This is a genomic window from Streptomyces sp. NPDC002057, from assembly GCF_040296665.1.
Lineage (GTDB): Bacteria > Actinomycetota > Actinomycetes > Streptomycetales > Streptomycetaceae > Streptomyces.
Genome location: NZ_JBEOXR010000007.1, coordinates 111253 through 136164, shown reverse-complemented (window position 1 = coordinate 136164; position 24912 = coordinate 111253). Strand labels below are relative to the sequence as shown.

The following is a 24912-nucleotide window of genomic DNA, read 5'->3' as shown; positions in this document are numbered from 1 at the left end:
GACGTGAGGGTTGGTGTCAAATTAGCCTTCTCTCTGTCTCATGAACGGGTTCGAGGGGTGGGGTTGCATGGAGACGGGCGAGGACTTCGGGCCATGGCTGGCCCGTCAGCTCAGGCTCTCGGGTAGGACTCAGGCGGAACTGGCGGATGAACTGGGTCTGACCCGGGCCGCAGTCTCGGCGTGGATCACCAAGCGGTCGGTGCCGCGCCCGACCGTCATGGTGGAGATCGCCAAGGCGCTCGGCACGGACATCGGCACGGTCCACGCGCGTACCACCGACACGCAGGTCGGTCTTCCCGTCACCTGGTACCACCGCCCCGGCTACCAGGACGGCGGTCGGGACGGCGGCAACGCCGCCGCCTTCGCCTTCGACGCGGATGTCCAGGTACTTGCCCGTGAGACCTGCCAGAACAGTCTCGACGAGCGCCTGGTCGACAACGGACGCCCGGTTCGTGTGCGGTACACCATCCATGAGCTCACGGGGGAGATGCTCGACTCCTTCCGCCGGGCGATCCTCTGGGACGAGCTCCAACGTCACTACGCGGCGGTGTCGGAGAGGGCCTCGAACCAGAAGGTCGGACGGGTCGTGGACGCCGGCGTGCGTGACATGTTCGAGAAGGGGCGTCTCGTCCTCCTGAGGGTCGACGACTACAACGCCTCCGGTCTCACCGGCGACGACTACGAGGACGGCAAGTTCGCCGCCGTGGTCCGTCGCCAGCTGGAGAGCCTCAAGTCCGGTCGTGGCGCGGGGGGTTCCTACGGCCTGGGCAAGGCGACCCTCTGGGCGACCAGTGCGCTCGGCATGGTACTGATCAACTCCACCCTCTCCGTCCCCCATGAAGGCCGGACCGAGAGGCGGGTCATCGGTCGGCTGGAGCTGCCGTGGCGTTCCGTGGACGGGGAGCCCTTTGCGGGCCCCGCCTGGCTGGGGCGTCCGGATCCGGACAGTCCCGGCGCTCGGGTCGCTCGGTCCTGGTGGGCGGACGAGGAGACGGTCGAGCGTCTTCACCTCACGCGGGACAGCGACGAGCCGGGCACTTCCTTCCTCATCGTCGGTGCTCATGATGTCGCGAGCCTCGACCAAGGCGCCGACGAGGTCGACACCGACGAGGAGGAAGGCGCCGACGACGGGACCCACGAGATCGAGGTCATGCACAGGCGACTGGTCGAGGCCCTCGGGCGGGACTTCTGGGCGGCCATGATCGCAGGAGGGGCCCGGCTCCCACTGTTGGAGACCTCGGTCCGCACGATGCGCAACGGCCAGGTCGTCGTCGAGGAGCAGAACGTCGACCCCGCTGCTGACCAGCCCTCCAGGACACGGGCGCTCCGAGCCTTCTACGAGGGGACGACTGTGGACCGGCTGACCGAAGCCGGTCAGGTCGCCTTGCGTACGGTTCCCTTCAAGCTGCCGCTCGGCGGCGGTCGGCGCGGCACGCTCGGCACACATCAGGCCGTACTGCTGGTCACGGACGGCGAGGACGCGGACGGCGCCCCCAACCAGGTCCATTCGCTGCGTGGCAATCGGATGACCATCAAGAAGTCCGGTGTCGCAGGGCTGCCCCTGGGTGTCAACGCGTTCCAGGCCGTTCTGCTCACGGGGCACGCGGCAGGGGATTCGACGCCCTTCGCCGAGGAGGCCGAGGACTTCCTGCGTGCGGCCGAACCGCCCGAGCATGACCGTTGGGGGCAGACGGAGGAGCTGACCCTGCGCTGGTCGCACACCGCCCACCACCGCATCAACAGACTGACCACCGAGGTCAACGCGGCGGTGAAGGAGCTGGTCGCCAAGCCGAAGCGCGCCGCCGGCGAGGGCGGTGCGAAGCTACGGAAGGCGCTCACCGTCCCTCGCAGAGCCGCGGCGCCCCGGCGCCCGGCGGGGCCGTCCCTTCCGGAGCTGGACTCGCTGGAGGCCTCGATCGGTCCGTTGGGACAATGGCAGATCACCGCAGAGGTGAAGCTTCCTCGCGCAGAGGAGCTCCCCGCCATGACGCCGACGGTCCTGCTCGACGTGCGGTCGGGGAGCCGTCCTCGACTTGATTGGGCGGAGCTCGTCGCGGTGGACGGCTGCGAGGTCGAGAACGGCGTGCTCCGCTTCTCGCCCGGTGCGCGACGTGCCGTCTTCAGGGGTTCCACCGACGTCACCAGCCACCCGGTCCGTGCAGCGCTCACACGGCTCGTGCTCGAACTGCGCGTCGGCAAGGGGGAATGAGCCATGAAGTTCTACCCGTACAAGCGACTCATCCGCCCGATCACTCTCCGGGTCACCTCGGCCGCGCTCAGACTGCCTGACGGCAACCGTGACCATCTGGACACGTCGGCGTTCTCCATCCAGCAGCGCACCGTCGCCCTGGGGGTGGCGCAGCACGAGGACTGGGTGTCGGCCCGCATCGGCCTGTCCGCCACGTTGCCGCCCGGTGTCGACTCCGACGGCGCTCCGTGGACCCATCTGCGTGTCCTCGCCGTTCTCACCGACGGCGAGACGAACGTGAGAACCGCCGTCGAGCTCCTGCAGGACGCCTCGGGGAGCAAAGAGTGGTCGGGCACCGTCGACGTGTTCCGGGACGACCATGTCGGTCGTGCCACCCTCTCTGCACTGGCCGTCGCCACCGTCGACGGCGTTCCCGGCAGGTCGATCGCGGAGACCGACGAGGACTGGACCGTCGATGTCGTCGCGGAGGAACCGCTCGGAGGCCTCCGCCTCGACGTGAAGCGGGTGAGCTTCTCGAAGAATTCGAGGGAATGGCTGCGCCCCTACTCCGACGCACCCTGGATCGTGGATGCCTCGGGGCGGCTGCCCACGGTCCTGATCAACGCGGACATCGAAGGTTTCTCCGACCTGCTGGGCGCCGAGAGCGGAGGGATCGAGAGCAAGGTCCACGAGATGCTGGTTGCACAGATGGCCACCGACGTGTGGACCGCCGTGTTCCACAGTTCCGTGGGTGACCTCGAGGTGGAATCCGACGGTTCACCGGTCTTTCCCACCGACTGGCAGGGGGAGGTCCTGCGCGAGATGCTCCCCGACGTGGTTCCGGGCGTGCATGTGGAGGAGGCACTTCGCCGGGTTCATCGGCGGCGCACCGGCGACGCGGGATGGGTGGAACTTCAGACGCGTATCCACTACGCGGCCGTCCGGCGCGCCGGAACGACCAAAGCACTCACCAACGCACTGCGTGGACTCCAGCAGCTGAACCGAGGGGACAACGCATGATCGAGAAACCGCACCATCTCCCCCTTAGGCTCGGCCTGTTGCCCGCATCGGCTGCGGATCCGTTCCTCACGGAGGACCTGCTCAAAGGGGTCGAGGGTCACGGGGGGGTGGACCTCGCCAAGGTCGTCGAGCCGTTGTCGGAGGATGACCCCCGATGGGAGGTCGAACCGCTCAGGGAACTCGTGGAGGACGCGCTGCACGGGTTCGGTGACAGCAGAACCCAGGCCGATGCCTGGTTGGCACCCCGGCTGCACGCCACTCTCCGCCTCACGCGGAGGGAGGCCGCAGACCGACGACTGTGGACGCATCTCGCTCTGGCGGTCGCCCCTGACTACGTGGCCTGGAGACACCTTTCCCCGGGCCGAGGGAAGATCAATCCGGAACGCTTCAAGGGTGCACTCGACCGTCAGTGCTTCTCGCGGTTGTGGTGGGCGGCGGAGATGTTCCGCAACGGGAACGACTACTCGCCCGTCGAGGCGGCGTGCGCCAACCAGGACCTGATCCACTCCGCCCTGCGGCGGGATCTCATCGACCACCGACCTACGGCCCAGGCTCTGGTACGTGTCCTGGGGCGAGGTGTCGCCGGCACCGGCCGTGAGATCGAGGGCCTCATGACGGCGATCAACGCCGCCGGCGCGACCCTCGTCTACGACGTCCTGGGTCCCGACGAGCCGCGCGATCCCCAGGTGCTGCGTCGGTGGGTCGCGGAGGCCGATACCGCGCCCCCGGTCCCGCGGCGCTCCTTGCCGGACGGGCCTGACGAGGAGCCTGTCCCGGAGCCTTCGGTGGCCGCACTCACCGACTTCTTCACCGACCTGTTCGAGACGGCTCCGGTCAGAGGGCGGACGCCGCAAGGCTGAACGGCATGCTTCACCTGCCGGTGAGCGGGTGACCCTTCAGGTCGCTGTGCCCGAGAGGCTCTGCGGAGCGCTGGGGCTGCCAGGCCTCCAGATCCTTGACGCCTTGCTCCAGTCTTGCCGCGACCTGGGTCTCGTCCAGGTCGGGTTCGAGCACGTGTCGCAGCACGTTCAGGGCGAGCCTGGGGGGCACGGCATTGCCGATCTGCTGCGGCACGTCGTTGCCGTCCCACGGGTATGCGGCGGGAAACGTCTGCAGCACTCCTGCCTCGGCACTGTTGAAACGGTCGAGCCCGTCGTCGAGGTCCGTGTCGGTGCCCTTGTGCACCACGCGGTTCCGCGACACCTTTCCGGTGATCGTGGCGGAAGGGGTGTCGTGGTCACGCCGACCACGAGCCTCCGGCACGCCGCCCGTCCCGTAGTTGGAGACGACGGTGAAGGCGGGGCGGCTGCGCACCTTCACCTCGCCGGAGACGATCCGGGCGTGCCCCAGAGCAGTCTCCATGGAGACCCATTCCTCGAGCCTTCTCCCGGGGCGGCCGTTCTCGTTCACGGTGTCGCCCAGAGGAAGCGTGTCGGCGTCGCCGTCCTTCGCCGGCCAGAGGCGGGAGGCCCCTCGGTGGTAGAGCGTGTGGGTCTCCTCCACCGGCGGAAGAGGATCACGGCGGGGCGGTTCGAGCCGTGCCATGAGCACCGCGCGCCGTCGGGTCTGGGGCACTCCGAAGGCCTCGGTGTGCATGAACTGCGTCGCGGTTCGGTAGGCGAGGGTGTCGAGCACTTTGGCGTACTCCTCCCACACCCGCATCACCGCCGGCACCTGTTCCAGCACCACGGCCTCGTAGGCCGTGGCGCCCGGCCGCCTGCTCCGCTCGATGATCCACCACAGAGGTTGCAGAACGAGTCCCGTCCGCTCGTCGCCCAATTCCTCGAGCCTGACCTTGAGCTTCTCGAGTGCGCCGTCCAGATCGCCGACTTCCTTGAGCAGGTCGGTGAACTCGGCATCCGGGAATTCGAGGGTCCTAGGTGACTTGAGATCCTTCAGGATCTGCTTCGCCCGCTCCGTCGAGTTCCCCAGTTCCTCCAGCCTCTTGCGCATCCCCCTGCGCTTCTCGGCCCTCGACCGTTCCAAGGCGCGCTTCTCGGCCTTGAGCGCCTTGGCCTCGACCTCCTTGCGCCTGAGTTCCTCGTGGATCTCCCGCCAGGTGCGGAAGACATGGGTCCAGGCCCGCAGCGGGTCGGGGTGTCCGGAGGTGTCGCGTACGGCAGTGTGCAGGCGGTCGATGTACCGCAGCACATCGTCCAGCGCTCTGCGCCCCGCGCCGTGCCCGGCGACCGTGAAGGTCTGGCAGGGCGGTCCACCGGTCAGCACCTGGGCGTGCGGGAAGAAGGCGGCACGATACTGACGGACGTCCCCCTGGAAGGTGTCCATCCCCGCCTTGGCGCGGGTCGCACATGCTCCGGCGTCCCACTCGATGCCGGTCACCTCGTGTCCGAGGACATGCGCTGCCACATCGAGCCCACCGGGACCTGCGAAGAGATCCAGGATCCGGAACTTCGCTGGTGAGGGGCGTTCCATTTCGATGTGACTCATGGGCGTGAAGTCTAGCCGGCCGGCCGAGGTGCGCAGGACGCCTTCTCTACGCCCTGTGGACAGAACCCAGTGCGGCGCTCACAGCGGCGCCGAGAGCCTTGCCCACCGGCGGGGGAGTCGCGTGACCGATCTGCCTGTACCGGGCCGTCTTTCGCCCTGTGATCCGCCATTCCGGGGGGAAGGACTGCAGGAGGGCAGCCTGGTCCACCGTGATCTTCACCATCTGGGCGGGGTCGTTCGACCGCGGCCACACGTACTCCGCTCCCGGCACCTCGTCCGCCAACGCGCCGGCGTTCACCCCCATGCGTGCCCAGGCCCGCTTCGTGCCGGACGGGCCGAGGTCGGCACCCCCGCGATTCTCCGAACCTCCGACCAGGGTCGGAGCCACGGTCGACGCCTGGACGGCCCACGACTCTGCGTCGGGCCAACCCCGGGCTCTCATGGAGGGGAGCAGGACCTGACCGACAGGTACGGGTTCGCCCACTGTCGGTGCGGGAGGGGAGAAGGCATCGAACCACGGTTCCTTGAGCGCCACGAGAATGCCCTGTCTGCGCTCCTGCGGCACTCCGAAGTCCGCCGCGTTGAGCACGAACCAGCAGAGTCGATACCCGAGGTGTGTGAGTTCGGCCCGGACGAAATCACGGATGCCGGCGTACGACGGGGAGTCGACGAGCGCGGGCAGGTTCTCCAGCAGCAGGGCGCGTGGCTGGATCGAATGGACCAGATAGATCGTGGCGGTGAGAAGCCGCAGTTCCTGGTCACTGTCGGCGCGCCCCACAGCGGCCGAGGCCTTCACCCGTGGGAGACCGGCCGACAGGAGATCGACGTCGAGGGTCTCCGGGTGCTCTTCGGGGAGGAACTCGACCAGGTCCTCCTGAACCACGTTCCAATGCGGCCTGTTGGTCAGCAGGGTTTCGCACGCCTGAGGTCTGTGGTCGAGGAGAAGAACCGGGGAGAAGCCCGCGCTCTCCAGTCCGGACGCCAGCCCGCCGGCGCCGGAGCAGACATCGACGAAGCGAAGTCGATCACTCACCCGACACCTGCCCGTTCTCGCGGAGGCGGCGTGTCCGATCAGTGGGACCCCGCCGCGCCCGTGCTCTCTTCTTCAGATCTACCGCCGCGCGTACCGTCGTCGCGACGACGTCCGCGGGCATGTGTTCCCAGAAGCGCAGGACGACCCATCCCTGGGCCTCCAGGTGCTCGGTCGTCTCCTGGTCCCGGGCCATGTTGCGGTCCAGCTTCTGTCGCCACCACTCGGCATTCGCCTTCGGTTGCGTGGCGTGCTCCGGGCAGCCGTGCCAGAAGCATCCGTCGATCAGCACGGCCACCTTGACGGAGGTGAAGGCCACATCGATCCGGCGGCGGGCCATGCCAGGCACGGGATACTCGACGCGGTAGCGCAGGCCGGCCGCGTGGAGCAGGCGGCGGACCGCGAGCTCGGCTGCGGTGTCCTTGCTGGCCTGCCTGCTCATGCGGGCCGAGACGGCGGGGGAGGACGGTACGGCTTCAGACACACCTGCATTGTGCCGGAGCGGCGGGGCTGTCACTCCGCCCCGTGGCACTCCCCATAACCCCGCTCCGACCCGCACCAGCACGCCTCCCCCCAAGCCGGTGGCCATGCCGTGGCTCGGCCTCGGGCTGCCAGTGTTGTCGCGTACTGGGGGAGGAGGTCCGCGTTCGACGGGTGGGTGGATTCCGAGGCGGCGAAGGCTTCGTAGGAGGGGACCGTGGCTCTGACGATGCCCAGGTTCGGGGTGCCCGCCTGGGCGAGTTCGCGGAGGGAGGCCTCGATGTCCGTGAGGTGGGCGGTGTACGTGGGGTACTCCGCCTCCAGCTCCGGGTACGCCGTCAGCAGCTCGTCCAGTTCCGCTTCCGGCCAGTGGAGGACCGCGACCGGGAACGGGCGGGAGAGGGCCGTGCGGTAGGTGCCCAGTTCCGAGCGGAGGCGGGCGATCTCCGCCTGCAGTTCCGCCGGGTCCTCCGAGCCCAGCGACCACAGGCGCTTCGGGTCGTGCAGTTCGTCCAGCGGGACCGCCGCCGTGTGCAGCCGGTCCGCCAGCTCGTCCCAGTCGTCGTGGGGGAGCGCCAGCATCCTGCGGATCCGGTGCCGGGTGATCAGGAGGGACTCCGTGCTGTGCGGGAGGTCCGGGGACGTGACCAGGAGCCGGGCCGCCTCCGTCAGCGTCGACTCGGCCGCCTCCAGCTCGTCGTGCGCCTCCAGCGTCTCCGCCGTGATCTCCCACGGGGCCGCGTCCGAGGGCCGGGCGTCGCGGACGCCGGCGATGATCGCGCGGGCCTCGGCCTCATGGCCGTACTCCCACAGGTTCGCCGCCTTCAGCGCCCTGATCAGGGGCGGGTTCGCCGGCTCGCCGGACAGCAGCGTGTCGTAGAGGTCCGTCGCGGCCGGGCGGTCGCCCGCCAGTTCCAGGTGTGCCGCGGCCTGGAGGAACAGCGGCTCCCTGTCCCCGGGGTACTGCGCGGCGGTGCGCAGCAGGCGCTCGGCTTCGGTGGTGTGGGCGGCAGGCGTATCGGGGCGCATGCCGTCCACCGTACTGCTGTACGGGCCTGGAGAGTTGGCACCCCAGGGCATATCGTGCCCCGCGTGCGGGCCAGGGTGGGGCAGCGGGTGCCGGTCGTCGTCCAGTCGCGGGGGCGGCGCCGTACGGGTGCCCGCGTGCTCTGGGTGGCTGCCGAGACCGTCGTCACCTGTGGTGTCGTCGTGCTGCTTCTCGTCGTGCACCAGCTGTGGTGGACCAATCAGCTCGCCCGCGCCGACGCCCGCGAGCAGGTGCGGGTCCTGGAGCGGGAGTGGGCGATCTCTCCTCCCGTTCCGGCCGGTGATCCCCCTCCCGGCGGTGAGCCCGAGGACCTCGGGCCGTCCGGCGGTGACCGGGGCTCCTCCGCGGCCCCGGTTCCGGACCCGGCGCCGACCGGGTCCGGGTCCGTTCCCCGCGACACCTCCGGGGGCTCGTCCTCCTCCGCCTTCGCCGTCCTCCGCGTTCCCCGGATCGGGCTCACCGTCCCCGTCGCCCCCGGCGTCTCCAAGCGGTCCGTCCTCGACAAGGGGTACGCCGGGCACTACCCCGGTACCGCCGGTCCCGGCCGGACCGGGAACTTCGCGCTCGCCGGGCACCGCAACACCCACGGCGAGCCGTTCCGGTACATCAACCGGCTCGCGCCCGGGGACGAGATCTCGGTGCGCACCCGGGGCGCCACCTTCACCTACCGCGTCGACCAGGTCCTGCGGCAGACCGCTCCCCGTGACGTCGGGGTCATCCGGCCCGTGCCCCGGTCGATCGTCAAGCCCTCGTACGGCTACGACGACCCCGGCGCCTATCTCACCCTCACCACCTGCACCCCCGAGTTCAGCAGTGCCTACCGGCTCGTCGTCTGGGCGAAGTTGGTCTCGACCGGGTGATCAGACGCGGGCCCCTCTGCAGTGGCTTCTCGTTCCGTGTCTCCGGTCCGTCGTCGCGCTGCCGTTCGTGAACCGGGTGCCGCCGTGCGTGCCGCGGATGTTCGGGCCGACCGCGGTCACGCCGGTCGCGGTCGGTCCGGCGTGGAGGGGCGACCGCCGGTGAGCCTGGCCGCCGTCGCCGTCGCCGTGTCCGTCTCCGCCGTGTCCGCCGTCGCCGTGTCCGTCTTCGCGGTCTTCACCGACGCCGCCGTCACCCCGTCGCCGGGGAAGGCCGGCGCCGTCCCAGGGCGAGGGTGACCCCCGCGCCGGTCAGGGCCAGCGCCGCCGAGGCCAGGACCGCCGTGTCCGCCCCCGCCGTCGCCAGCGCCAGCATCAGGGCGACGCCCGCCGAGGAGCCGATGTAGCGGGCGGTGTTGTTGGCGCCCGAGCCCATCGCCGCCCGCTCCGGGGGGACGGAGTCGACCGCGAGCCGGGGCAGCGCCGCGTTCAGCAGGCCGCTGCCCGCGCCCGCCACCACGAGGCCGGGGAGCAGGCGCGGCCAGGAGCCGGACGGGCCGTCCAGGCCGCCGAGGAGGGCCAGGACCCCTCCTGCCGACAGGGCGAAGCCCACCGCCAGTTGGTACGGGGCGGAGAGCCGGCCCGCGAGCCGGCGCGTCTGGAGGGCCACCACGAACGCCGTCCCCGACCAGAGCACGAACAGCCACGCCGCCCCCAGCGGCGACATCCCCGCCGTGCCCTGGAGCAGCGCGGGCACCACGCTGAACAGGCCGATCACCGCCATGCCCGTGAACAGCGCCCCCAGCGTCGACGCCAGGAACGCCGGCCGCCGCAGCAGCGCCAGGTCCACCATGGGCGCGCGGCTCCGGTGCTCGATCGCCACGAACACCGCCGTCAGCGCCACCGAGGCCGCCATCAGGCCGCCCACCGGGGGCCGCAGCCAGCCGTCCCGGCCGAGCGTGAGCGCGGTGAGCAGCGCCGCCAGGGCCAGGCCGAGCGCCGTCGCACCCGCGATGTCGGGGCGGGGCCTCGCCGAGGCCGCCGGCCCCTCCCGTACCGGAGTCTCGGGTCCCAGCGTCCGTGCGCCCACCGCCGCGATCACCAGGGCCGCCGCGCCCAGGACCTCGTACGCGAGCCGCCAGTCCACCAGGCTCAGCGCGCCCGCGAGCAGGGGGCCGAGCGCGATGCCGCCGCTCACCGAGGCGCCCCAGATCCCGGTCGCCCTGATCCGGTCCCGGCCCGCCGGGTACGCGGTCGCGAGCAGGCCCAGGCTGCCCGCGATGACCGCCGCGCTCGCCGCGCCCTGGGCGATCCGGGCCGCGGTGAAGGTGAGCGTCGAGCCCGCGAGGCCGCCGAGGGCGGTGGTGAGGCCGAGGGCGGAGGTGCCGAGGAGGAAGACCCGGCGGCGCCCGTGCGCGTCGGCGAGGCTGCCGGCCACCAGGAGGAGGACGGCGAGGCCGAGCGGGGTGCCGTTGAGCAGCCAGGCCCGGGCGGAGACCGGGGTCGCGAAGGCGGCGGCCATGTCGGGGAGGGTGAGCATCGGGGCGGTGTAGTTCATCAGCGCGACGGCGGTGGCCGCGGCGGTGACGGCGAGGGCGGCCCGGGGGCGGGGGCCGTGGGGCGGCGCGGAGGGCCGCGCGGTGGACACGAGCCGGGGCATGGCGGGAACCTCACTCGTGGGTTCGGTGAACGAACTCGTCCGACGGACCCAAGGTAGCACCAAGGTTCATTCAATGAACCTTGGTTGGGTACGATGGATCCCATGGCTCTCGGCAAGGACTACGCCCACCAGCAGTGCTCCATCGCCCGCGCCCTCGAAGTCGTCGGTGAGCGCTGGACCCTCCTCGTCGTCCGCGACGCCTTCTACGGTGTCCGCCGCTACAACGACTTCCTCGTTCACCTCGGCGCCCCCCGCGCCGTCCTCGCCGCCCGCCTCCAGGCCCTCGTCGAGGCCGGGGTCCTCGACCGGCGCCGCTACCGGGAGTCGCCCCCGCGCGACGAGTACGTGCTCACCGGGCGCGGGCTCGCCCTCTGGCCCGTCCTGCGCTCGCTCGGCGCCTGGGGCAGGGCCGAGGTCCCCGGAGCCGTACCCGTGCGCCACTTCCACCACGCCGACTGCGGCACGGAACTCGGCCCGTACGGCGAATGCCCGGCCTGCCGCGTCCCCGTACCCCCCGCCGACGTCGAGATGCGGCCCGGCGCCGGACTCGACCGGGACCCCGCCGACCCCGTCAGCCGCGCCCTCCTCGGCCCCCGCCGCCTCCTGACCGCCGTGGAGCACACGAAGCTCTGAGGGGTACGGGACCCCCCGAAGCGCGCGCACGTCACCCGCGTACGGTGAAACCACCGACGTACGGGCCGGCACCCGCGCACGGTGAAACCACCGACGCCCGGGCGAGGCACCCGCGTACGGTGAAACCACCGACGTACGGGAACTCCCGAGGGTCCTCGCGCGTCCTCACCCTGAGATGCCGTGCGGCGGCGTCCGGCAGCTGCGAGAGGAGGCGGAATGACGACCAGGAACCCGCTCCTGCGCATCGTCGCGCCGCTCTTCTTCCTCCTCGCCCTCGCCGACCTCCTCCTCTCCGACGGAGCCGGCGTCCCCGCTGCCGTCGCCCTCGCCGCGACCACCGTCGTCTGCTCCCTGTTCGGAGCCCGTACGGCCCCGGCCGTGCCGCCCACCGCCGTCCGCACCGCCATCCGCGACCGTGAGCGGCGCACCGCCTTCCTGCCCCAGCGCGACCCCGACGCCGCAGGGCGCCGCAGACCCCGCGCTCCCGGCCGTCCCCTCCCGACGGCCGCGTAGGGAGCACCCGCAGCACACCACCCCGGACACCGAGCACCACCCCCGGGCGCCCCTCGCACACCTCCAGGCTCCCCACGCGGATCCGTCATGCCGAGAACCGACATCTCCCCGGCACGACGAGACCCCACGGAGGGCTCCCCTTGTCTGTCTTCGCTTCCCTGGTCGAGCGGCTCGCCGACCTGCTCCAGCCGCTCTTCGCCACCACCGCCACGGCCGCCGCGATCGTCCTCTTCACGATGCTCGTACGGCTCGCGATCCACCCGCTGTCCCGGGCCTCGGCCCGCGGTCAGAAGGCCCGCACCCGGATCGCGCCCGAACTGGCCGCGCTCCGGAAGAAGCACGCCAAGAACCCCGAGCGGCTCAGGAAGGCGATCACGGAGCTGCACGCGCGGGAGAAGGTCTCGCCCTTCGCCGGCATCCTGCCCAGCCTCCTGCAGGCGCCCGCGTTCCTGCTCATGTACCACCTCTTCTCCGGCGACCGGATGACCGGGCACACCCTCCTCGCCGCCCCGCTCGGCGACCACTGGGGCGACGCCCTCTCCCACGGTGGCGTCCTCGGTCCGGAGGGCCGGGTCTACCTCGTCCTCTTCGCGCTCGTCGCCGCCGTGGCCACCTTCACGTACCGGCGGACCCGGGCGCAGCTCGCCGCCCAGCCCCTCGACCTGGGGCAGCCCACACCGGGTGCGGGCGCCATCGCCAAGGTGATGCCCCTGCTCTCCTTCGCCACCCTGATCACGGTCGCCGTCGTCCCCCTCGCCGCCGCCCTCTACGTCGTGACGAGCACCACGTGGACCGCCGTCGAGCGGGCCCTGCTCTTCCGTACGCCGGGCGCGAAGGAGGGTCCCGCGCCCGTTGCTACTCGCGCGTAAGGGTCCAGTGGCTGAACGGGGTCTTGCAGACTGACCCTTTGTCTTGGAGGATCGACCAATCCTCCGATGGCCGCACTCCATCGGCCGGGGTACCTCAGGGCCCTTTCCCGGGCCCGCCTCGACCACAGGGAGAAGTCCATGAAGCTGCTGCGTGTCGGCCCGCCCGGAGCCGAGCGTCCCGCCCTGCTCGACCAGGACGGAACGCTCCGCGACCTGTCCGCGCTGGTCGACGACATCGACGGCAGTCTGCTCGCCGACGCCTCCGCCCTGGACCGGGTCCGGGCCGCCGGAGGCGCCGGCGTGCTGCCCGCGCTCGACGCCACCGGGCTCCGCGTCGGCCCGCCCGTCGGCCGGATCGGCAAGGTCGTGTGCATCGGGCTGAACTACCACGGGCACGCCGCCGAGACCGGTCAGGCCACCCCCGCCGAGCCCGTCGTCTTCCTCAAGGCCGCCGACACCGTCGTCGGCCCGGACGACACCGTGCTCGTACCGCGCGACTCGGTGAAGACCGACTGGGAGGTGGAGCTCGCCATCGTCATCGGCCGCACCGCCCGCTACCTGGAGACCGACGAGGAGGCACTCGCGCACGTCGCCGGGTACGCCGTCGCCCACGACGTCTCCGAGCGCGAGTTCCAGATCGAGCGCGGCGGCACGTGGGACAAGGGCAAGAACTGCGAGACCTTCAACCCGCTCGGCCCCTGGCTGGTCACCGCCGACGAGGTGCCCGACCCGCAGGCCCTCGGCCTGCGGCTCTGGGTCAACGGCGAGCTCAGGCAGGACGGCCACACCTCGGACCAGATCTTCCCGGTCGCCGAGGTCGTCCGGTACGTCAGCCGGTTCATGACCCTCTACCCGGGCGACATCATCAACACCGGCACCCCGGCGGGCGTCGCCATGGGGCAGCCGGAGCCCAAGCCGTACCTGCGCCCCGGTGACGTCGTGGAGCTGGAGGTCGACGGGCTCGGCCGGCAGCGCCAGGAGCTCAAGAGCGCCTGATCCGCCCGGAGCGGGGCCGTGACGGAACGGGCATGACGCCTGTTGCGGCCCTTCCGGCGTGAAATCGGCGGCGCCCCGCGTGGGGCGTCGCCATTTTCATACCATTTTTTGCATATTGCCGGATATGGAAAGAAACACACACGAACGGCGACGCGACCGGCGCCGTCTCGCCGTCATCGCCGCCTCCACGGTCTCCGCCACCGCTCTGGTCGGCGCGCTGGCCGTCAACGGCTGGGCCGACCCGCTCCCCGGCGGCCTCGGCCCCTGCCTGCCGGGCAACTGCCCGACCGGTACGTACCCCGACCTCGGCAGCGGGCCCGTCGAGTTCCGGGACAACAACATCAACGTCTACGTCGGCGGGAACTTCCTCGTCCGCGAGGCCGCCGCCGAGGCCGAGGGCAAGGTCGTCGTCCTGGGCGGCTTCGACATGAACAAGCGCGCCGGCGCCTCCAGCGTCTACAACGTCGGCGTCGCGGGCGTCGGCTCCCGCGTCCCCCCGGAGAACGGCACCGACTTCCTCACCGTCGGCCAGGACCTGACCGTCGCCACCGGCCAGCGCCTGCTCGCCGAGGAGGGCACGGTCAGCGGAGTCGTACGGTACGGGGGCGCGCTCTCCGGCACGGTCGAACCCGACCCGGTGCAGGACGACGAGGCGGCCGCCCCGTACACCGCGCTCCGCGACCAGCTCACCGACGCCAGCCAGTGCTACGCGTACGTGAACGGCGCCTCCCGCACCGCCACCGGCACCGCCGTCAACAACAACTTCGAGACGCTGTTCACGGGTGACGGCACCTCGGCGCTCCAGGTCTTCAACGTCGACTTCGACCTGGAGTCCGCGAGCGAGGGCCAGCAGGGCATCACCTTCGCGAACATCCCCGACGACGCCACCGTCCTGGTCAACGTCCTCGGCGCCGACCGCACGATCGACTCGTACATCAACCAGCTGCCGAACGGCCTGCGCGAGCGGGTCCTGTGGAACTTCCCCGACGCCACGACGGTGAAGTTCGAGGGCGGCGCCCAGTTCGCCGGCAGCGTGCTGATCGGCAACCAGGCCAGCAGCACGACGATCACGATGCCGGGCATGAACGGCCGCTTCTTCACCACCGGAAACCTGACGCACGCCTCCGAGGCGAGCGGCGGCGGTGGCCAGGAGATCCACGCCTACCCGTTCAACGGCGACCTCCCGTCCTGCACGGAGCCCACCCCCACGCCGACGGACCCGACGCCGACGCCCACCGATCCGACGCCGACCCCGACGGATCCCACGCCGACCCCGACGGACCCGACCCCGACCCCGACCGACCCCACCCCCACCCCGACGGACCCGACCCCGACGCCCACGGATCCGACGCCGACCCCGACGGACCCGACCCCGACGCCGACCGACCCGACCCCCACCCCGACCGACCCGACCCCGACGCCGACCCGTCCGACCCCCACACCCACGCACTCCGGCCACACGAACGGCGGCTCGTCGAACGGTGGCAGTGACGGCGGGTACGGCGACGACGGCGGCTACGGGGACGACGGCGGCTACGGCGACTCGGGCGGGTACGGCGACGACGGCGGCTACGGAGGTCCCGGCGGCAACCACGGTCCCCAGGGCCAGCTCTCCGAGACCGGCGCGGGCACCGGAAAGATCGTCATGGGCGCCACCGCGGTGGGTCTCGCCCTCGGCGGCGGCGCGCTCGTGATCGTCAGCCGGCGTCGTCGGCGTATGAGCTGAGCAGCCGCTCCAACGCCTCCACCACCAGGGCGTGATCCTCGGCCTGCGGCAGCCCCGAGACCGTGACCGAGCCGACCACGCCCACCCCCTCGACCCCGATCGGGAACGAACCGCCATGCGCGGCGTACCGGTCGGGGTCGAGGCGCGAGGAGGCCTCGAAGGTCGTCCCCTTGGCCCGGAACCGGGCTCCGACCAGGAACGAGCTCACGCCGTACCGCTCGACGACCCGCCGCTTGCGGTCGATCCAGGCGTCGTTGTCGGCGCTGGAGCCGGGCAGCGCGCAGTGGAAGAGCTGCTGCGGACCGCGCCGGATGTCGATCGCGACCGGCGCCTCCCGCTCGCGCGCCAGGCCGACGAGGAGGCTGCCGAGCGTCCAGGCATCCTCGTACGTGAACCGGGGCAGGACCAGCCGGGCTTCCTGGGCCTCCAGGTCGGTGATCTCGTGGCCGCTCACAGCGCGACCGCGATTCCCTCGCGGGCGGACCGCCGCGCCGCCTCCAGGACGTCGAGCGCGGCCGCGGCCTCGTGCGCCGTGACCGGGTTCCCGCCGGTGCCGCGCAGGGCGGCGGCGACGGCCGCGTAGAACGCCGGGTAGTCGCCCGGCAGCGACTCGACCGGGGCGCCGCCGCCGGTCAGCGGCGACTCGCCGGCGCCGAGCCGGCCCCACAGCTCGCTCGGCTCCACGCCCCACGGCGCGCCGGGCACGGGCCGCAGCCCCTCGCGGAGGTCGGCCTCCTGCGGGTCGAGCCCGTACTTCACGTACCCCGCGCGCTGCCCGAGGACCCGGAAGCGCGGGCCGAGCTGCGCGGTGGTGGCGCTCACGTACAGGTGGGAGCGGACGCCGTTCGCGTGGGTGAGGGCGAGGAAGGTGTCGTCGTCGGCCTCGGCGCCCGGCCGGCGCACGTCCGACTCGGCGTACACCGAGACGACCGGGCCGAACAGGACGAGGGCCTGGTCGACGACGTGGCTGCCCAGGTCGTAGAGGAGGCCGCCGATCTCCGAGGCCGCGCCCGACTCGCGCCAGCCGCCCTTGGGGAGCGGGCGCCAGCGCTCGAAGCGGGACTCGAAGCGCTGGACCTCGCCGAGCGCGTCCTCGTCGAGGAGGTGGCGCAGGGTGCGGAAGTCGTTGTCCCAGCGGCGGTTCTGGAAGACGGAGAGGAGGAGGCCCCGCTCCTCGGCGAGGGCGGCGAGGGCGCGGGCCTCGGCGGCGGTCCCGGCGAGCGGCTTGTCGACGACGACGGGGAGGCCCGCCTCCAGGGCGGCGGTGGCGAGGGCGACGTGGGTCTTGTTGGGGGAGGCGACGACGATCAGGTCGAGCGGATCCGCACCCTCCTCCCACAGCTCCTCGGGGGTGGCGACGACCCGGACGCCGGGGTGGGCGGCGCGGGCCTCGGCGGCCCGCTCGGGGTTGCCGGTGGTGACGGCGGCGAGGACCAGGTCCTCGGAGGCGGCGATCAGCGGGGCGTGGAAGACGGAGCCCGCGAGGCCGTAGCCGACGAGTCCGACGCGCAGGGGGGTGCGGGGGGAGGTACCGGTCGTGTCCGTGCCAGTCATGGAACCCACTTAAGCAACGGTGTTGCCAAAGTGCAAGCGACAGCGACAATGGGCGGGTGAAGACGGACCTGGGTGGAGTGAACGTGCCGGCACTGCGCAGCCACAACGCGGCGCTCGTGCTCGACCTGCTGCGTACGGCGGGGGAGGCGGGCATCAGCCGTCTGGAGCTGGCGGAGCGGACCGGGCTCACCCCGCAGGCCGTCAGCAAGATCACCGGACGGCTCCGCGCCGAGGGCCTCGCCACCGAGGCCGGCCACCGCGCCTCGACCGGCGGCAAGCCGCGCACGGTCCTGCGCCTGGTCCCGTCCGCCGGGTACGCCGTCGGCGTCCACCTCGACCGCGACGAGCTGACCACGCTCCTCACCGACCTCGCGGGCACGGTCGTCGCCCTGCGCCGGCGCGCCCTGGACCTGGGCGCGGGTGCGGGGCCGGTCCTGGACGCGGTGGTGACGGAGGTGCGGGAGGTGGTGACCGGGGTGCCGTCCCCCGGAGCGGCCCTCCCGGCCGGCGCGGCTGCCGGGCCGGGAGCGGGAGCAGGGGCCGCGCCAGGAGCGGAATCCGCACCGGAAGCAGGGGCCGCACCAGGAGCGCAAACCGCCCCGGGAGCAGGAGCCGCACCAGGAGCGGAAACCGCCTCCGTCCCCGCCCCCGTTCTGGGCGTCGGCGTCGCCATGCCCGGCCCGCTGGACCACCGCGCGGGGGTGCCCGGGCGGGTGACCGGCTTCCCGGAGTGGGCGGGCCACCCCGTCCGGGAGGAGCTGGCGGCGCGCCTCGGGCTGCCCGTCGTCCTCGACAAGGACACCAACGCCGCCGCCCTCGGCCTCGCCCTCCGGCCCGCCGCCCCCGGCTCCTTCGCCTACGTCCACCTCGGTACGGGTCTGGGCGCGGGCCTCGTCCTGGGCGGGGCGCCGCTGCGCGGGGACAGGACGGGCGCGGGCGAGCTCGGCCACCAGACCGTGCAGCTCGACGGGCCCCCCTGCGACTGCGGCGGGCGCGGCTGCCTGGAGGTCCTGTGTCTGGCGGCGGTCGCGCGCGGCGACGCGGTGGGCGCGGCGCGGGTCCTCGGCGCGGGCGCGGCCAATCTCGTGCGGCTCCTCGACATCGACCAGGTGCTGCTCGGCGGGCGGGTGGTGCTCGGGGCGCCGGAGGTGTTCGCGGAGGGGGTGCGGGAGGTTCTGGCGGGTCTGGGGCTCGCGGTCCCGGTGGGGGTGGTGGCGGAGCCGGACGTGGTGGCGGAGGGCGCGGCCCGGCTCATCCTCGCTCCGATCTTCGGACAATAGGCTGATCGGGCGGATCATCCGGGCCGTCCGGGGGCGATGGCGGTGTCGCTGCCCGGCCCGTCCGTTCCGGGATGGCAGCGTCGCGGCCGACCCGTACGCCCGCGAACAGCAAAGGCCCTCCATGGCATCCGCCCCTCTGCGACCGCGCAGCACCCGCGCACTGACGACGGCGGCCGCACTGGCCGCCACCGCCCACCTGGCCGCCGCGCCCCAGGTCCACGCCTCCCCGCCCGCCCACCTGGCCGCCGCGCCCCAGGTCCACGCCTCCCCGCCCGCCCCCTTGAGCGCCCCGGCGGCGCTCGCCGCCACCCCGGCGGCACCCGCCCAGGCGGTGCTCGCCCCCCGTGCCCCCGCGCCCGATCCCCCCAACCCCACCTGCGGCACCCCCTCCACCGCCGGGTTCCCGCTCGACACCCGGATCCACGGCGGCCCCGCCGACTACCCGGCCGGCGGGTCTCCCCAGGAGTGGAAGCTCGACCTCACCAACACCACCGACGCCCCCTGCTCCGGCATCCACCCCGTGCTCGTCCTGACCGACCGCGAGCGGGTGCTGCGGCCCGAGCAGATCCGGTTCGAGTTCTACGACGACGGGGCCGCGCGCTGGCTGCCGGTGACCTTCGAGGCGACCGAAGAGGCCGAGAACGTCGGCGCGTTCACCGGGTTCGGCGGCTTCGCCGTGCCCGCGGGCCGGACCCTCACCGTCCCCGTCCGGCTGGCCTTCCGCGCGGGGACCGCCCCCGACGAGGTCGTCGTGAACGCCGCCGTCGTGCAGCGGCGGGGCGCCGACGGCGACTGGGTCGGGGAGTCCGGCGAGTACCGCCTGACCGTCGGCCCCGCCGAGTCCGCCGCCCCCGCCGTCCCCACCGCGTCCGAGGAGCCCCCCGGCCCCGCCGTGTCCCCCGCACCTGACACATCCGGCACGGCCGCCCCCTCCCGTCCCCCCGGAACCGCCTCGCGCCCTCCGGTCGAGGCGGGGGACCCCGCCGCCGACCCGCAGGATGCCGAACTCGCCAGTACCGGACCGGAGTCCGCGTCCCGTGCCGAGCGTCTCGCCCCGCTCGTCGCCGCGCTCCTCGTCCTCGGCGCCGTCCTCGTCCACGTCGGCCGCCGACGCCGGCACCGCTGAGCCACGTCGCGTACACCTTCCCGTTCATCCCCGTCTGCGACCATCCCCCGGTGAACTACCAGAACACCCCCGGTGCCCCCGTCCGCTCCGGCATCCCGGAGCACGGCCGCGTGCCCAAGTACTACGCCGTCAAGGCGAAACTCGCCGTGATGGTCGACGAGTTGGGGGAGGGCGGGCTGCTGCCCACCGAGCGGGACCTCGCCGTGCGGTACGAGGTGTCCCGCGAGACCGTGCGGCAGGCGCTGCGCGAACTCCTCCTGGAGGGGCGGCTGCGCCGCCAGGGCCGGGGCACGGTCGTCGCGGGACCCAAGCTCGAACAGCCCCTCTCGCTCGCCAGCTACACGGAGGGCGTGCGCCGCCAGGGCCGTCGCCCCGGCCGCAGCCTGATCTCCCTCGACCGCTTCCCCTGCCCTGAGTCGCTCGCCCCCGAGGTCGGGGCCGAGCCCGGGGAGACCGTCTGGCACATGGAGCGGGTGCTCCTCGCCGACGACGAACGGGTCGGTCTGGAGAGCACGTACGTCTCCGAGGCCCGCGCCCCGCACCTGGACACCGAGTTCGACCCGGACTCCTCCTTCTACGCCTACCTCCACGACCACCTCGGCATCTCGTTCGGCGACGCCGACGAGCGCATCGAGACGGTGCTCGCGACCCCCCGCGAGGCCCTCCTCGTCGGCACCCCTCCGGCGCTCCCGATGCTGCTGCTCCACCGCGTCTCCCGGGACACCTCGGGGCGGCCCCTGGAGCGGGTCCGCACCCTCTACCGGGGTGACCGCTTCAGCTTCACGGCCCACCTGGGGCAGCGGGGCTGATCCTCCCGTACCGCCACGATCCACCCCCGTATGATCACGGGAAGGTAACGGGTCTGGTCCAAGCTTGTCGGGCCGTTCACCGTCCCGTCGCCCACCGGCCCCGCCCGGGTCACCCGCCCCCACGACCGTCGAGGGCATGAAGGTGATCGTCGTAGGAGCCGGCGTGGTGGGAACCATGCACGCCTGGCACGCAGTGGAACGCGGCCACGAGGTCGTACACATCGAGCGCGAGGCCGAGGCGCGCGGAGCGTCCCTCCGGAACTTCGGCCAGATCTGGGTGAGCGGACGGGCGGGCGGAGAGGAGCTGGACACCGCCCTGCGCGCCCGCGAACTCTGGGAGGGCGTCGGGGCCCGCGTCCCCGGACTCGGCTTCCGGGCCATCGGCTCCCTCACCCCCGTACGCAACGAGCTGGAACTCGCCGTCGCCGAGGCCGCCGTGGCCCGCCCCGACGCCGCCGCCCGCGGCTACAAACTGCTCACCGCCACCGAGGCCCGCGCGGTCAACCCCGCCCTGCGCGGCGCGTTCGAGGCGGCGCTCTGGTGCGAGCGGGACGCGGCCGTCGAACCGCGCCTCGCCCAGCTCGCCCTCCGCGAGGCCCTCCTGGCCACCGGGAAGTACACCTTCCTGCCGCACCGCGAGGTCCGGGACGTCGTCGGGGAGAACGCGGTCCGCGACGACCGCGGCGAGGTCCACACCGGCGACGCCGTCGTCCTGTGCACCGGCGCCTGGCTCTCCGGCCTCGTCCGCGAGATCGCCGGCGAGATACCCGTCCGCCGCGTCCGGCTCCAGATGATGCAGACCGAACCCCTCGGCGAGGCGCTCACCACCTCCGTCGCCGACGCCGACTCCTTCCGCTACTACCCGGCCTACGCCTCCGAGGCGCTGGACTCCCTCCAGGCCGCGCAGCCGCAGGACCCGACCGCCGCCGCCCACCGGATGCAGCTCCTCATGGTGCAGCGCCTCGACGGCGGACTGACCATCGGCGACACCCACGAGTACGAGCACCCCTTCGCCTTCGACACCCTCGAAGACCCCTACGAACACCTCACCCGCGTCGTCGAGTCCTTCCTCGGGCGCCCGCTGCCGAAGATCAGGCGCCGCTGGGCCGGGGTGTACGCGCAGTGCGTCGACACCGGCCGGGTCGTGCACCGCCAGCGGGTCCGCGACGGCGTGTGGCTGGTGACCGGACCCGGCGGCCGGGGCATGACCTGCTCGCCCGCCATCGCCGAGACGACCGCGAACGAACTGGGCTGGTGAACACCGTGACCGCACACCTCACACACGACCTCGTCGTCCTGGACATGGCCGGCACCACCGTCGCCGACGGCGGCCTCGTCGAGCGGGCCTTCTCCGCCGCCGCCGAGCGGCTCGGCGAGGACCCCGCCACGATGATCGACTACGTCCGCGCCACCATGGGCGAGTCCAAGATCTCCGTCTTCCGCCACCTCTTCGGCGGCGACGAGACCCGCGCCGAACAGGCCAACGCCGCCTTCGAGGAGGCGTACGGAGAGCTGGTCGCCGACGGCCTGATCGCACCGATTCCCGGCGCGGCCGAGGCGATCGGCGCGCTGCGGGAGGACGGCAGGACCGTCGTCCTCACCACCGGCTTCGCCCGGGTCACCCAGGACGCCATCCTCGACGCCCTCGGCTGGCGCGACCTCGTCGCCCTCACCCTCTGCCCGGCCGACGCCGGCGGCCGGGGCCGCCCGTACCCCGACATGGTCCTCGCGGCCCTCCTCCGCACCGGAGCCGTCGACGACGTCCGCCGGATCGCCGTCGCGGGCGACACCTCGTACGACATGCTCAGCGGCGTCCGCTCCGGCGCCGGGATCGTGGCGGGCGTCCTCACCGGCGCCCACGGCGAGGCCGCGCTCTCCGAGCACGGCGCCGACCACGTCCTCGCCTCCGTCGCCGAACTCCCCGCGCTGCTCCGGGAGTGCGAGGCATGACCAGCGGCATCCGCTTCGACGCCGTGTCCGTCGCGTACGGCGGCACCACCGTCCTCGACCGCCTCGACCTGACCGTCGAGCCCGGCGAGGTCATGGCCCTCCTCGGGCCCTCCGGCTCCGGCAAGACCACCGCGCTGAGGGCCGTCGCCGGATTCGTACGGCCGGCCTCCGGGCGGGTGCTCATCGGCGACCGCGACGTCACCGGACTCCCGCCGTACAAGCGGGGGATCGGGATGGTCGTCCAGCAGTACGCCCTCTTCCCGCACCTGCGGGTCGAGGCCAACGTCGCCTTCGGCCTGAAGGCCCGGAAGGTGCCGAAGGCCGAGATCCCCGGCCGGGTCGCAGAGGCCCTGGAGATGACCGGCATGGCGGCCTACGCCCACCGGTACCCCCGGGAGCTCTCCGGCGGACAGCAGCAGCGCGTCGCCATCGCCCGCGCGCTCGCCATCCGGCCCAAGGTGCTCCTGCTCGACGAGCCGCTCTCCGCGCTCGACGCCCAGCTGCGCTCCGGGATGCTCGCCGAACTGGCGCGGCTCCACCGCGAGCTGCCGGACGTGTCGATCCTGTACGTCACCCACGACCAGGTCGAGGCGCTCACCCTCGCGGACCGGATCGCCGTCATGGACCGGGCCCGGCTCCAGGACTGCGGCACCCCGCAGGACCTGTACCGCAGGCCGCGCACGGAGTTCACGGCCTCCTTCGTCGGCAACGCCAACCTGCTGCCGGTGACGGTCGGCGCGGAGGGCGTCGCCTTCGAGGGGACCGCGCTCGCGGTCGCCACCGACGGCGCCGCCCCCGGCGCGGGCGCCACCCTCTGCGTCCGGCCGCACCTGGTCGGACTCGGCGACGGGCCGAACGCGCTGCGGGGCCGCATCGCCGAGGTCCAGTGGCGGGGCTCCACCCACCGGCTGTACGTGGAGGTGGGCGGGCACCGGGTGAAGGCGGACGTCCGGGAGCTGCGGGAGACGCCGCTGCTCGGGGCCGAGGTCACGCTCCACTTCGCCCCCGAGGACGCCGTGCTGCTCGGGGCGGGGGTGTCGGATGGCTAGCCGCACGGGCGCGCTCAGGGAACGGGCCCCGCTGGCGGAGGCCGTGGCCGCCCCCGCGGAACGTCCGCCCGCCGAACGCCGTACGGTCCCCGTCTGGGTCTGGGCCCTGCCGCCGGTCGCCGTGCTCGCCGTCGTCTTCCTCTACCCGCTCGCGCTCGTCGTCCAGGAGTCCCTGGCCCCCGGCGCGTACGCCGACGTCTTCGCCTCCGCGTCCTTCCGCGAGGCCCTCGTCACCACCGTGTGGCTGGCCCTCGCCTCCACCGCCGGCTGCCTCGTCCTCGGCTTCGTCCTCGCGGTCGTGATCGCCTTCGTGCCCTTCCCCGGCGGGAAGGCGGTGGCGAAGTTCATCGACGTCTTCCTCTCCTTCCCGTCCTTCCTCATCACCCTCGCCCTGCTCTTCCTCTACGGCACGGTCGGCATGGCCAACGGCGTCTGGACCGACGTCACCGGGGACCCCTCGGGCCCCTTCCGGTTCCTCACCACCCCGTGGGGCGTCCTCCTCGCCGAGATCACGTACTTCACCCCGTTCGTGATGCGCCCCCTGCTCGCCGCCTTCTCGCAGATGGAGACGGCCCAGCTGGAGGTGGCCTCCTCGCTCGGCGCCCGGCCGCTGCGGATCGTCCGGCAGGTGATCCTGCCCGAGGCGCTGCCCGCCCTCGCCGCCGGCGGCAGCCTCGTCCTCGTCATGTGCCTCAACGAGTTCGGGATCGTCCTCTTCACCGGCGCCAAGGGCGTCACGACCCTCCCGATGCTCGTCTACGGCAAGGCGATCCTCGAATCCGACTACGCCGCCGCCTGCGTCGTCGCCGTCGTCAACGTCGCGCTCTCCGTGGGCCTCTACGTCCTCTACCGGGGGGTGAGCCGCCGTGCTGGTGCATAGCCGTACGGGCAGGTGGACGGCGTGGGCCGGGTTCGCCGTCCTCTTCGTCCCGCTCTTCGCCCTGCCCCTGCTCGTCATCGTCGCCGCCTCGTTCTCCACGCACTGGTCCGGCGCCTTCCCCTCCGGGCCGACCACCGCGCACTACGCGGCGGCCGTGCGCGGCGAGTCCCTCCAGGCCCTCACCACCAGCCTGGTCACCGCCGTCACCGCGAGCCTGATCGCGCTGACCGCCGGCACCTGGGCCGCGCTCGCCGGGGCCGCGCTCGGCAGGAGGGGCAAGAGGGTCCTCGACGCCCTGTTCATGCTGCCGGTCGCCGTGCCGTCCGTGGTCGTCGGCCTCGCCGTCCTCGTCGCCTTCTCGCAGCCGCCGGTCCTCCTCAACGGCACCCGCTGGATCGTGATCCTGGCGCACACCGTCCTCGTCACGGCCTTCGCCCACCAGTCGGTCTCGGCCGCGATCCGGCGGCTCGACCCGATGTACGAGCAGGCGGCGGCCAGCCTCGGCGCCCGCCCCTCGTACGTCCTGTTCCGGGTGCGGCTCCCGCTCCTGCTGCCGTCCCTGAACGCCGCCGCGGGGCTCTGCTTCGCCCTGTCCATGGGCGAGCTGAGCGCCACGATGATGCTCTACCCGCCGGACTGGATGCCCCTTCCGGTGCTCATCTTCACCGCCACCGACCGCGGCTCCCTCTTCACCGGCTCGGCGCTCGCCGTGGTCCTCATGGCCGCGACCCTGCTGGCCCTCCTCGCCGTGTCCCGTATCCGCACCAAGGCCTCGTTCCGCTAGCCACGCCCGATG

Annotated in this window: 24 protein-coding genes; 17 read left to right on the top strand and 7 right to left on the bottom strand. The window is 72.7% G+C overall.

All coding sequences use genetic code 11. The features are described 5' to 3' along the window. Positions 1 to 67 precede the first annotated feature (67 nt). From ABT129_RS08775 to ABT129_RS08765, 3 genes are read left to right on the top strand one after another with little or no spacing between them, the layout of a single operon-like run. Positions 68 to 2209: a helix-turn-helix transcriptional regulator gene (locus ABT129_RS08775; protein WP_351898364.1), complete on the top strand. Its 2142-nt coding sequence runs from the start codon at positions 68 to 70 to the stop codon at positions 2207 to 2209. Between the two features lie 3 nt (positions 2210 to 2212). Then, positions 2213 to 3208: a hypothetical protein gene (locus ABT129_RS08770; RefSeq protein ID WP_351898362.1), complete on the top strand. Its 996-nt coding sequence runs from the start codon at positions 2213 to 2215 to the stop codon at positions 3206 to 3208. Continuing rightward, positions 3205 to 4068, top strand: a complete 864-nt coding sequence (locus ABT129_RS08765) for a DUF6339 family protein (protein WP_351898359.1) — start codon at positions 3205 to 3207, stop codon at positions 4066 to 4068. Before ABT129_RS08770 ends, ABT129_RS08765 begins: the two co-directional genes overlap by 4 nt. Before the next feature lie 10 nt (positions 4069 to 4078). Here the strand turns inward: ABT129_RS08765 and ABT129_RS08760 are convergent, their stop codons facing one another. From ABT129_RS08760 to ABT129_RS08745, 4 genes are all read right to left on the bottom strand, one after another. Continuing rightward, positions 4079 to 5656, bottom strand: coding sequence for a DNA cytosine methyltransferase (locus tag ABT129_RS08760; protein WP_351898357.1), 1578 nt, complete (start codon positions 5654 to 5656; stop codon positions 4079 to 4081). Positions 5657 to 5702: 46 nt separating this feature from the next. Beyond that, positions 5703 to 6689 carry a DNA cytosine methyltransferase gene (locus ABT129_RS08755; protein WP_351898355.1) on the bottom strand — a complete coding sequence of 329 codons (987 nt, stop codon included), beginning with the start codon at positions 6687 to 6689 and terminating at the stop codon, positions 5703 to 5705. After that, positions 6682 to 7128: a very short patch repair endonuclease gene (locus tag ABT129_RS08750; protein ID WP_351898535.1), complete on the bottom strand. Its 447-nt coding sequence runs from the start codon at positions 7126 to 7128 to the stop codon at positions 6682 to 6684. Before ABT129_RS08750 ends, ABT129_RS08755 begins: the two co-directional genes overlap by 8 nt. A 71-nt stretch (positions 7129 to 7199) precedes the next feature. Continuing rightward, positions 7200 to 8195, bottom strand: a complete 996-nt coding sequence (locus ABT129_RS08745; RefSeq protein ID WP_351898352.1) for an SEC-C metal-binding domain-containing protein — start codon at positions 8193 to 8195, stop codon at positions 7200 to 7202. 63 nt (positions 8196 to 8258) lie between these two features. On the opposite strand from ABT129_RS08745, the gene ABT129_RS08740 reads away from it, so the two are divergent. Beyond that, entirely contained in the window at positions 8259 to 9074 is an 816-nt protein-coding gene (locus tag ABT129_RS08740; RefSeq protein WP_351898350.1) for a class E sortase, read from the top strand. A gap of 250 nt (positions 9075 to 9324) precedes the next feature. Here ABT129_RS08740 and ABT129_RS08735 read toward each other — a convergent pair whose 3' ends face one another. Next, positions 9325 to 10731 (bottom strand): MFS transporter, encoded by a 1407-nt coding sequence (locus ABT129_RS08735; protein ID WP_351898347.1) that lies wholly within the window; start codon positions 10729 to 10731, stop codon positions 9325 to 9327. Positions 10732 to 10833: 102 nt separating this feature from the next. Between ABT129_RS08735 and ABT129_RS08730 the strand changes: the two genes are divergently transcribed. The 5 genes from ABT129_RS08730 to ABT129_RS08710 all read left to right on the top strand — a co-directional run bounded on the left by ABT129_RS08730 (position 10834) and on the right by ABT129_RS08710 (position 15468). Beyond that, the gene (locus ABT129_RS08730) at positions 10834 to 11364 is read left to right on the top strand and encodes a winged helix-turn-helix transcriptional regulator (RefSeq protein WP_502981691.1); all 531 of its coding nucleotides are present in this window, start codon (positions 10834 to 10836) and stop codon (positions 11362 to 11364) included. A 216-nt stretch (positions 11365 to 11580) separates the two neighbouring features. Beyond that, positions 11581 to 11877 (top strand): DUF6412 domain-containing protein, encoded by a 297-nt coding sequence (locus tag ABT129_RS08725; RefSeq protein ID WP_351898342.1) that lies wholly within the window; start codon positions 11581 to 11583, stop codon positions 11875 to 11877. A 140-nt stretch (positions 11878 to 12017) separates the two neighbouring features. Continuing rightward, the gene (locus tag ABT129_RS08720) at positions 12018 to 12746 is read left to right on the top strand and encodes a YidC/Oxa1 family membrane protein insertase (protein ID WP_351898340.1); all 729 of its coding nucleotides are present in this window, start codon (positions 12018 to 12020) and stop codon (positions 12744 to 12746) included. Between the two features lie 138 nt (positions 12747 to 12884). Continuing rightward, positions 12885 to 13742, top strand: coding sequence for a fumarylacetoacetate hydrolase family protein (locus ABT129_RS08715; protein WP_351898337.1), 858 nt, complete (start codon positions 12885 to 12887; stop codon positions 13740 to 13742). A 124-nt stretch (positions 13743 to 13866) separates the two neighbouring features. Beyond that, the gene (locus tag ABT129_RS08710; protein WP_351898336.1) at positions 13867 to 15468 is read left to right on the top strand and encodes a choice-of-anchor A family protein; all 1602 of its coding nucleotides are present in this window, start codon (positions 13867 to 13869) and stop codon (positions 15466 to 15468) included. Here ABT129_RS08710 and ABT129_RS08705 read toward each other — a convergent pair. Together ABT129_RS08705 and ABT129_RS08700 are read right to left on the bottom strand one after the other, a co-directional pair. After that, the gene (locus tag ABT129_RS08705) at positions 15440 to 15922 is read right to left on the bottom strand and encodes a heme-degrading domain-containing protein (RefSeq protein WP_351898333.1); all 483 of its coding nucleotides are present in this window, start codon (positions 15920 to 15922) and stop codon (positions 15440 to 15442) included. The two genes, ABT129_RS08710 and ABT129_RS08705, sit on opposite strands and share 29 nt — an antisense overlap. Further along, the gene (locus ABT129_RS08700) at positions 15919 to 17022 is read right to left on the bottom strand and encodes a Gfo/Idh/MocA family protein (RefSeq protein ID WP_351898331.1); all 1104 of its coding nucleotides are present in this window, start codon (positions 17020 to 17022) and stop codon (positions 15919 to 15921) included. The genes ABT129_RS08705 and ABT129_RS08700 overlap by 4 nt, the downstream gene beginning before the upstream one ends. Before the next feature lie 56 nt (positions 17023 to 17078). Here ABT129_RS08700 and ABT129_RS08695 point away from each other — a divergent pair, with 56 nt between their 5' ends. The 8 genes from ABT129_RS08695 (at position 17079) to ABT129_RS08660 (ending at position 24900) form a co-directional block, all read left to right on the top strand. Then, positions 17079 to 18302 (top strand): ROK family transcriptional regulator, encoded by a 1224-nt coding sequence (locus ABT129_RS08695; RefSeq protein WP_351898329.1) that lies wholly within the window; start codon positions 17079 to 17081, stop codon positions 18300 to 18302. A gap of 121 nt (positions 18303 to 18423) precedes the next feature. Then, positions 18424 to 19428, top strand: a complete 1005-nt coding sequence (locus ABT129_RS08690; protein ID WP_351898326.1) for a hypothetical protein — start codon at positions 18424 to 18426, stop codon at positions 19426 to 19428. A 50-nt stretch (positions 19429 to 19478) separates the two neighbouring features. Next, a complete protein-coding gene (locus tag ABT129_RS08685; protein WP_351898324.1) occupies positions 19479 to 20237 on the top strand; it encodes a GntR family transcriptional regulator in 759 nt (252 codons plus the stop codon). 136 nt (positions 20238 to 20373) lie between these two features. Then, positions 20374 to 21495: a TIGR03364 family FAD-dependent oxidoreductase gene (locus tag ABT129_RS08680; RefSeq protein ID WP_351898322.1), complete on the top strand. Its 1122-nt coding sequence runs from the start codon at positions 20374 to 20376 to the stop codon at positions 21493 to 21495. A 5-nt stretch (positions 21496 to 21500) separates the two neighbouring features. After that, entirely contained in the window at positions 21501 to 22187 is a 687-nt protein-coding gene (locus ABT129_RS08675) for a phosphonatase-like hydrolase (RefSeq protein WP_351898319.1), read from the top strand. After that, the gene (locus tag ABT129_RS08670; protein ID WP_351898317.1) at positions 22184 to 23236 is read left to right on the top strand and encodes an ABC transporter ATP-binding protein; all 1053 of its coding nucleotides are present in this window, start codon (positions 22184 to 22186) and stop codon (positions 23234 to 23236) included. Before ABT129_RS08675 ends, ABT129_RS08670 begins: the two co-directional genes overlap by 4 nt. Continuing rightward, positions 23229 to 24116, top strand: a complete 888-nt coding sequence (locus ABT129_RS08665; protein WP_351898315.1) for a 2-aminoethylphosphonate ABC transporter permease subunit — start codon at positions 23229 to 23231, stop codon at positions 24114 to 24116. The genes ABT129_RS08670 and ABT129_RS08665 overlap by 8 nt, the downstream gene beginning before the upstream one ends. Next, positions 24103 to 24900 (top strand): ABC transporter permease, encoded by a 798-nt coding sequence (locus ABT129_RS08660; RefSeq protein WP_351898312.1) that lies wholly within the window; start codon positions 24103 to 24105, stop codon positions 24898 to 24900. The genes ABT129_RS08665 and ABT129_RS08660 overlap by 14 nt, the downstream gene beginning before the upstream one ends. Positions 24901 to 24912: the final 12 nt, after the last annotated feature.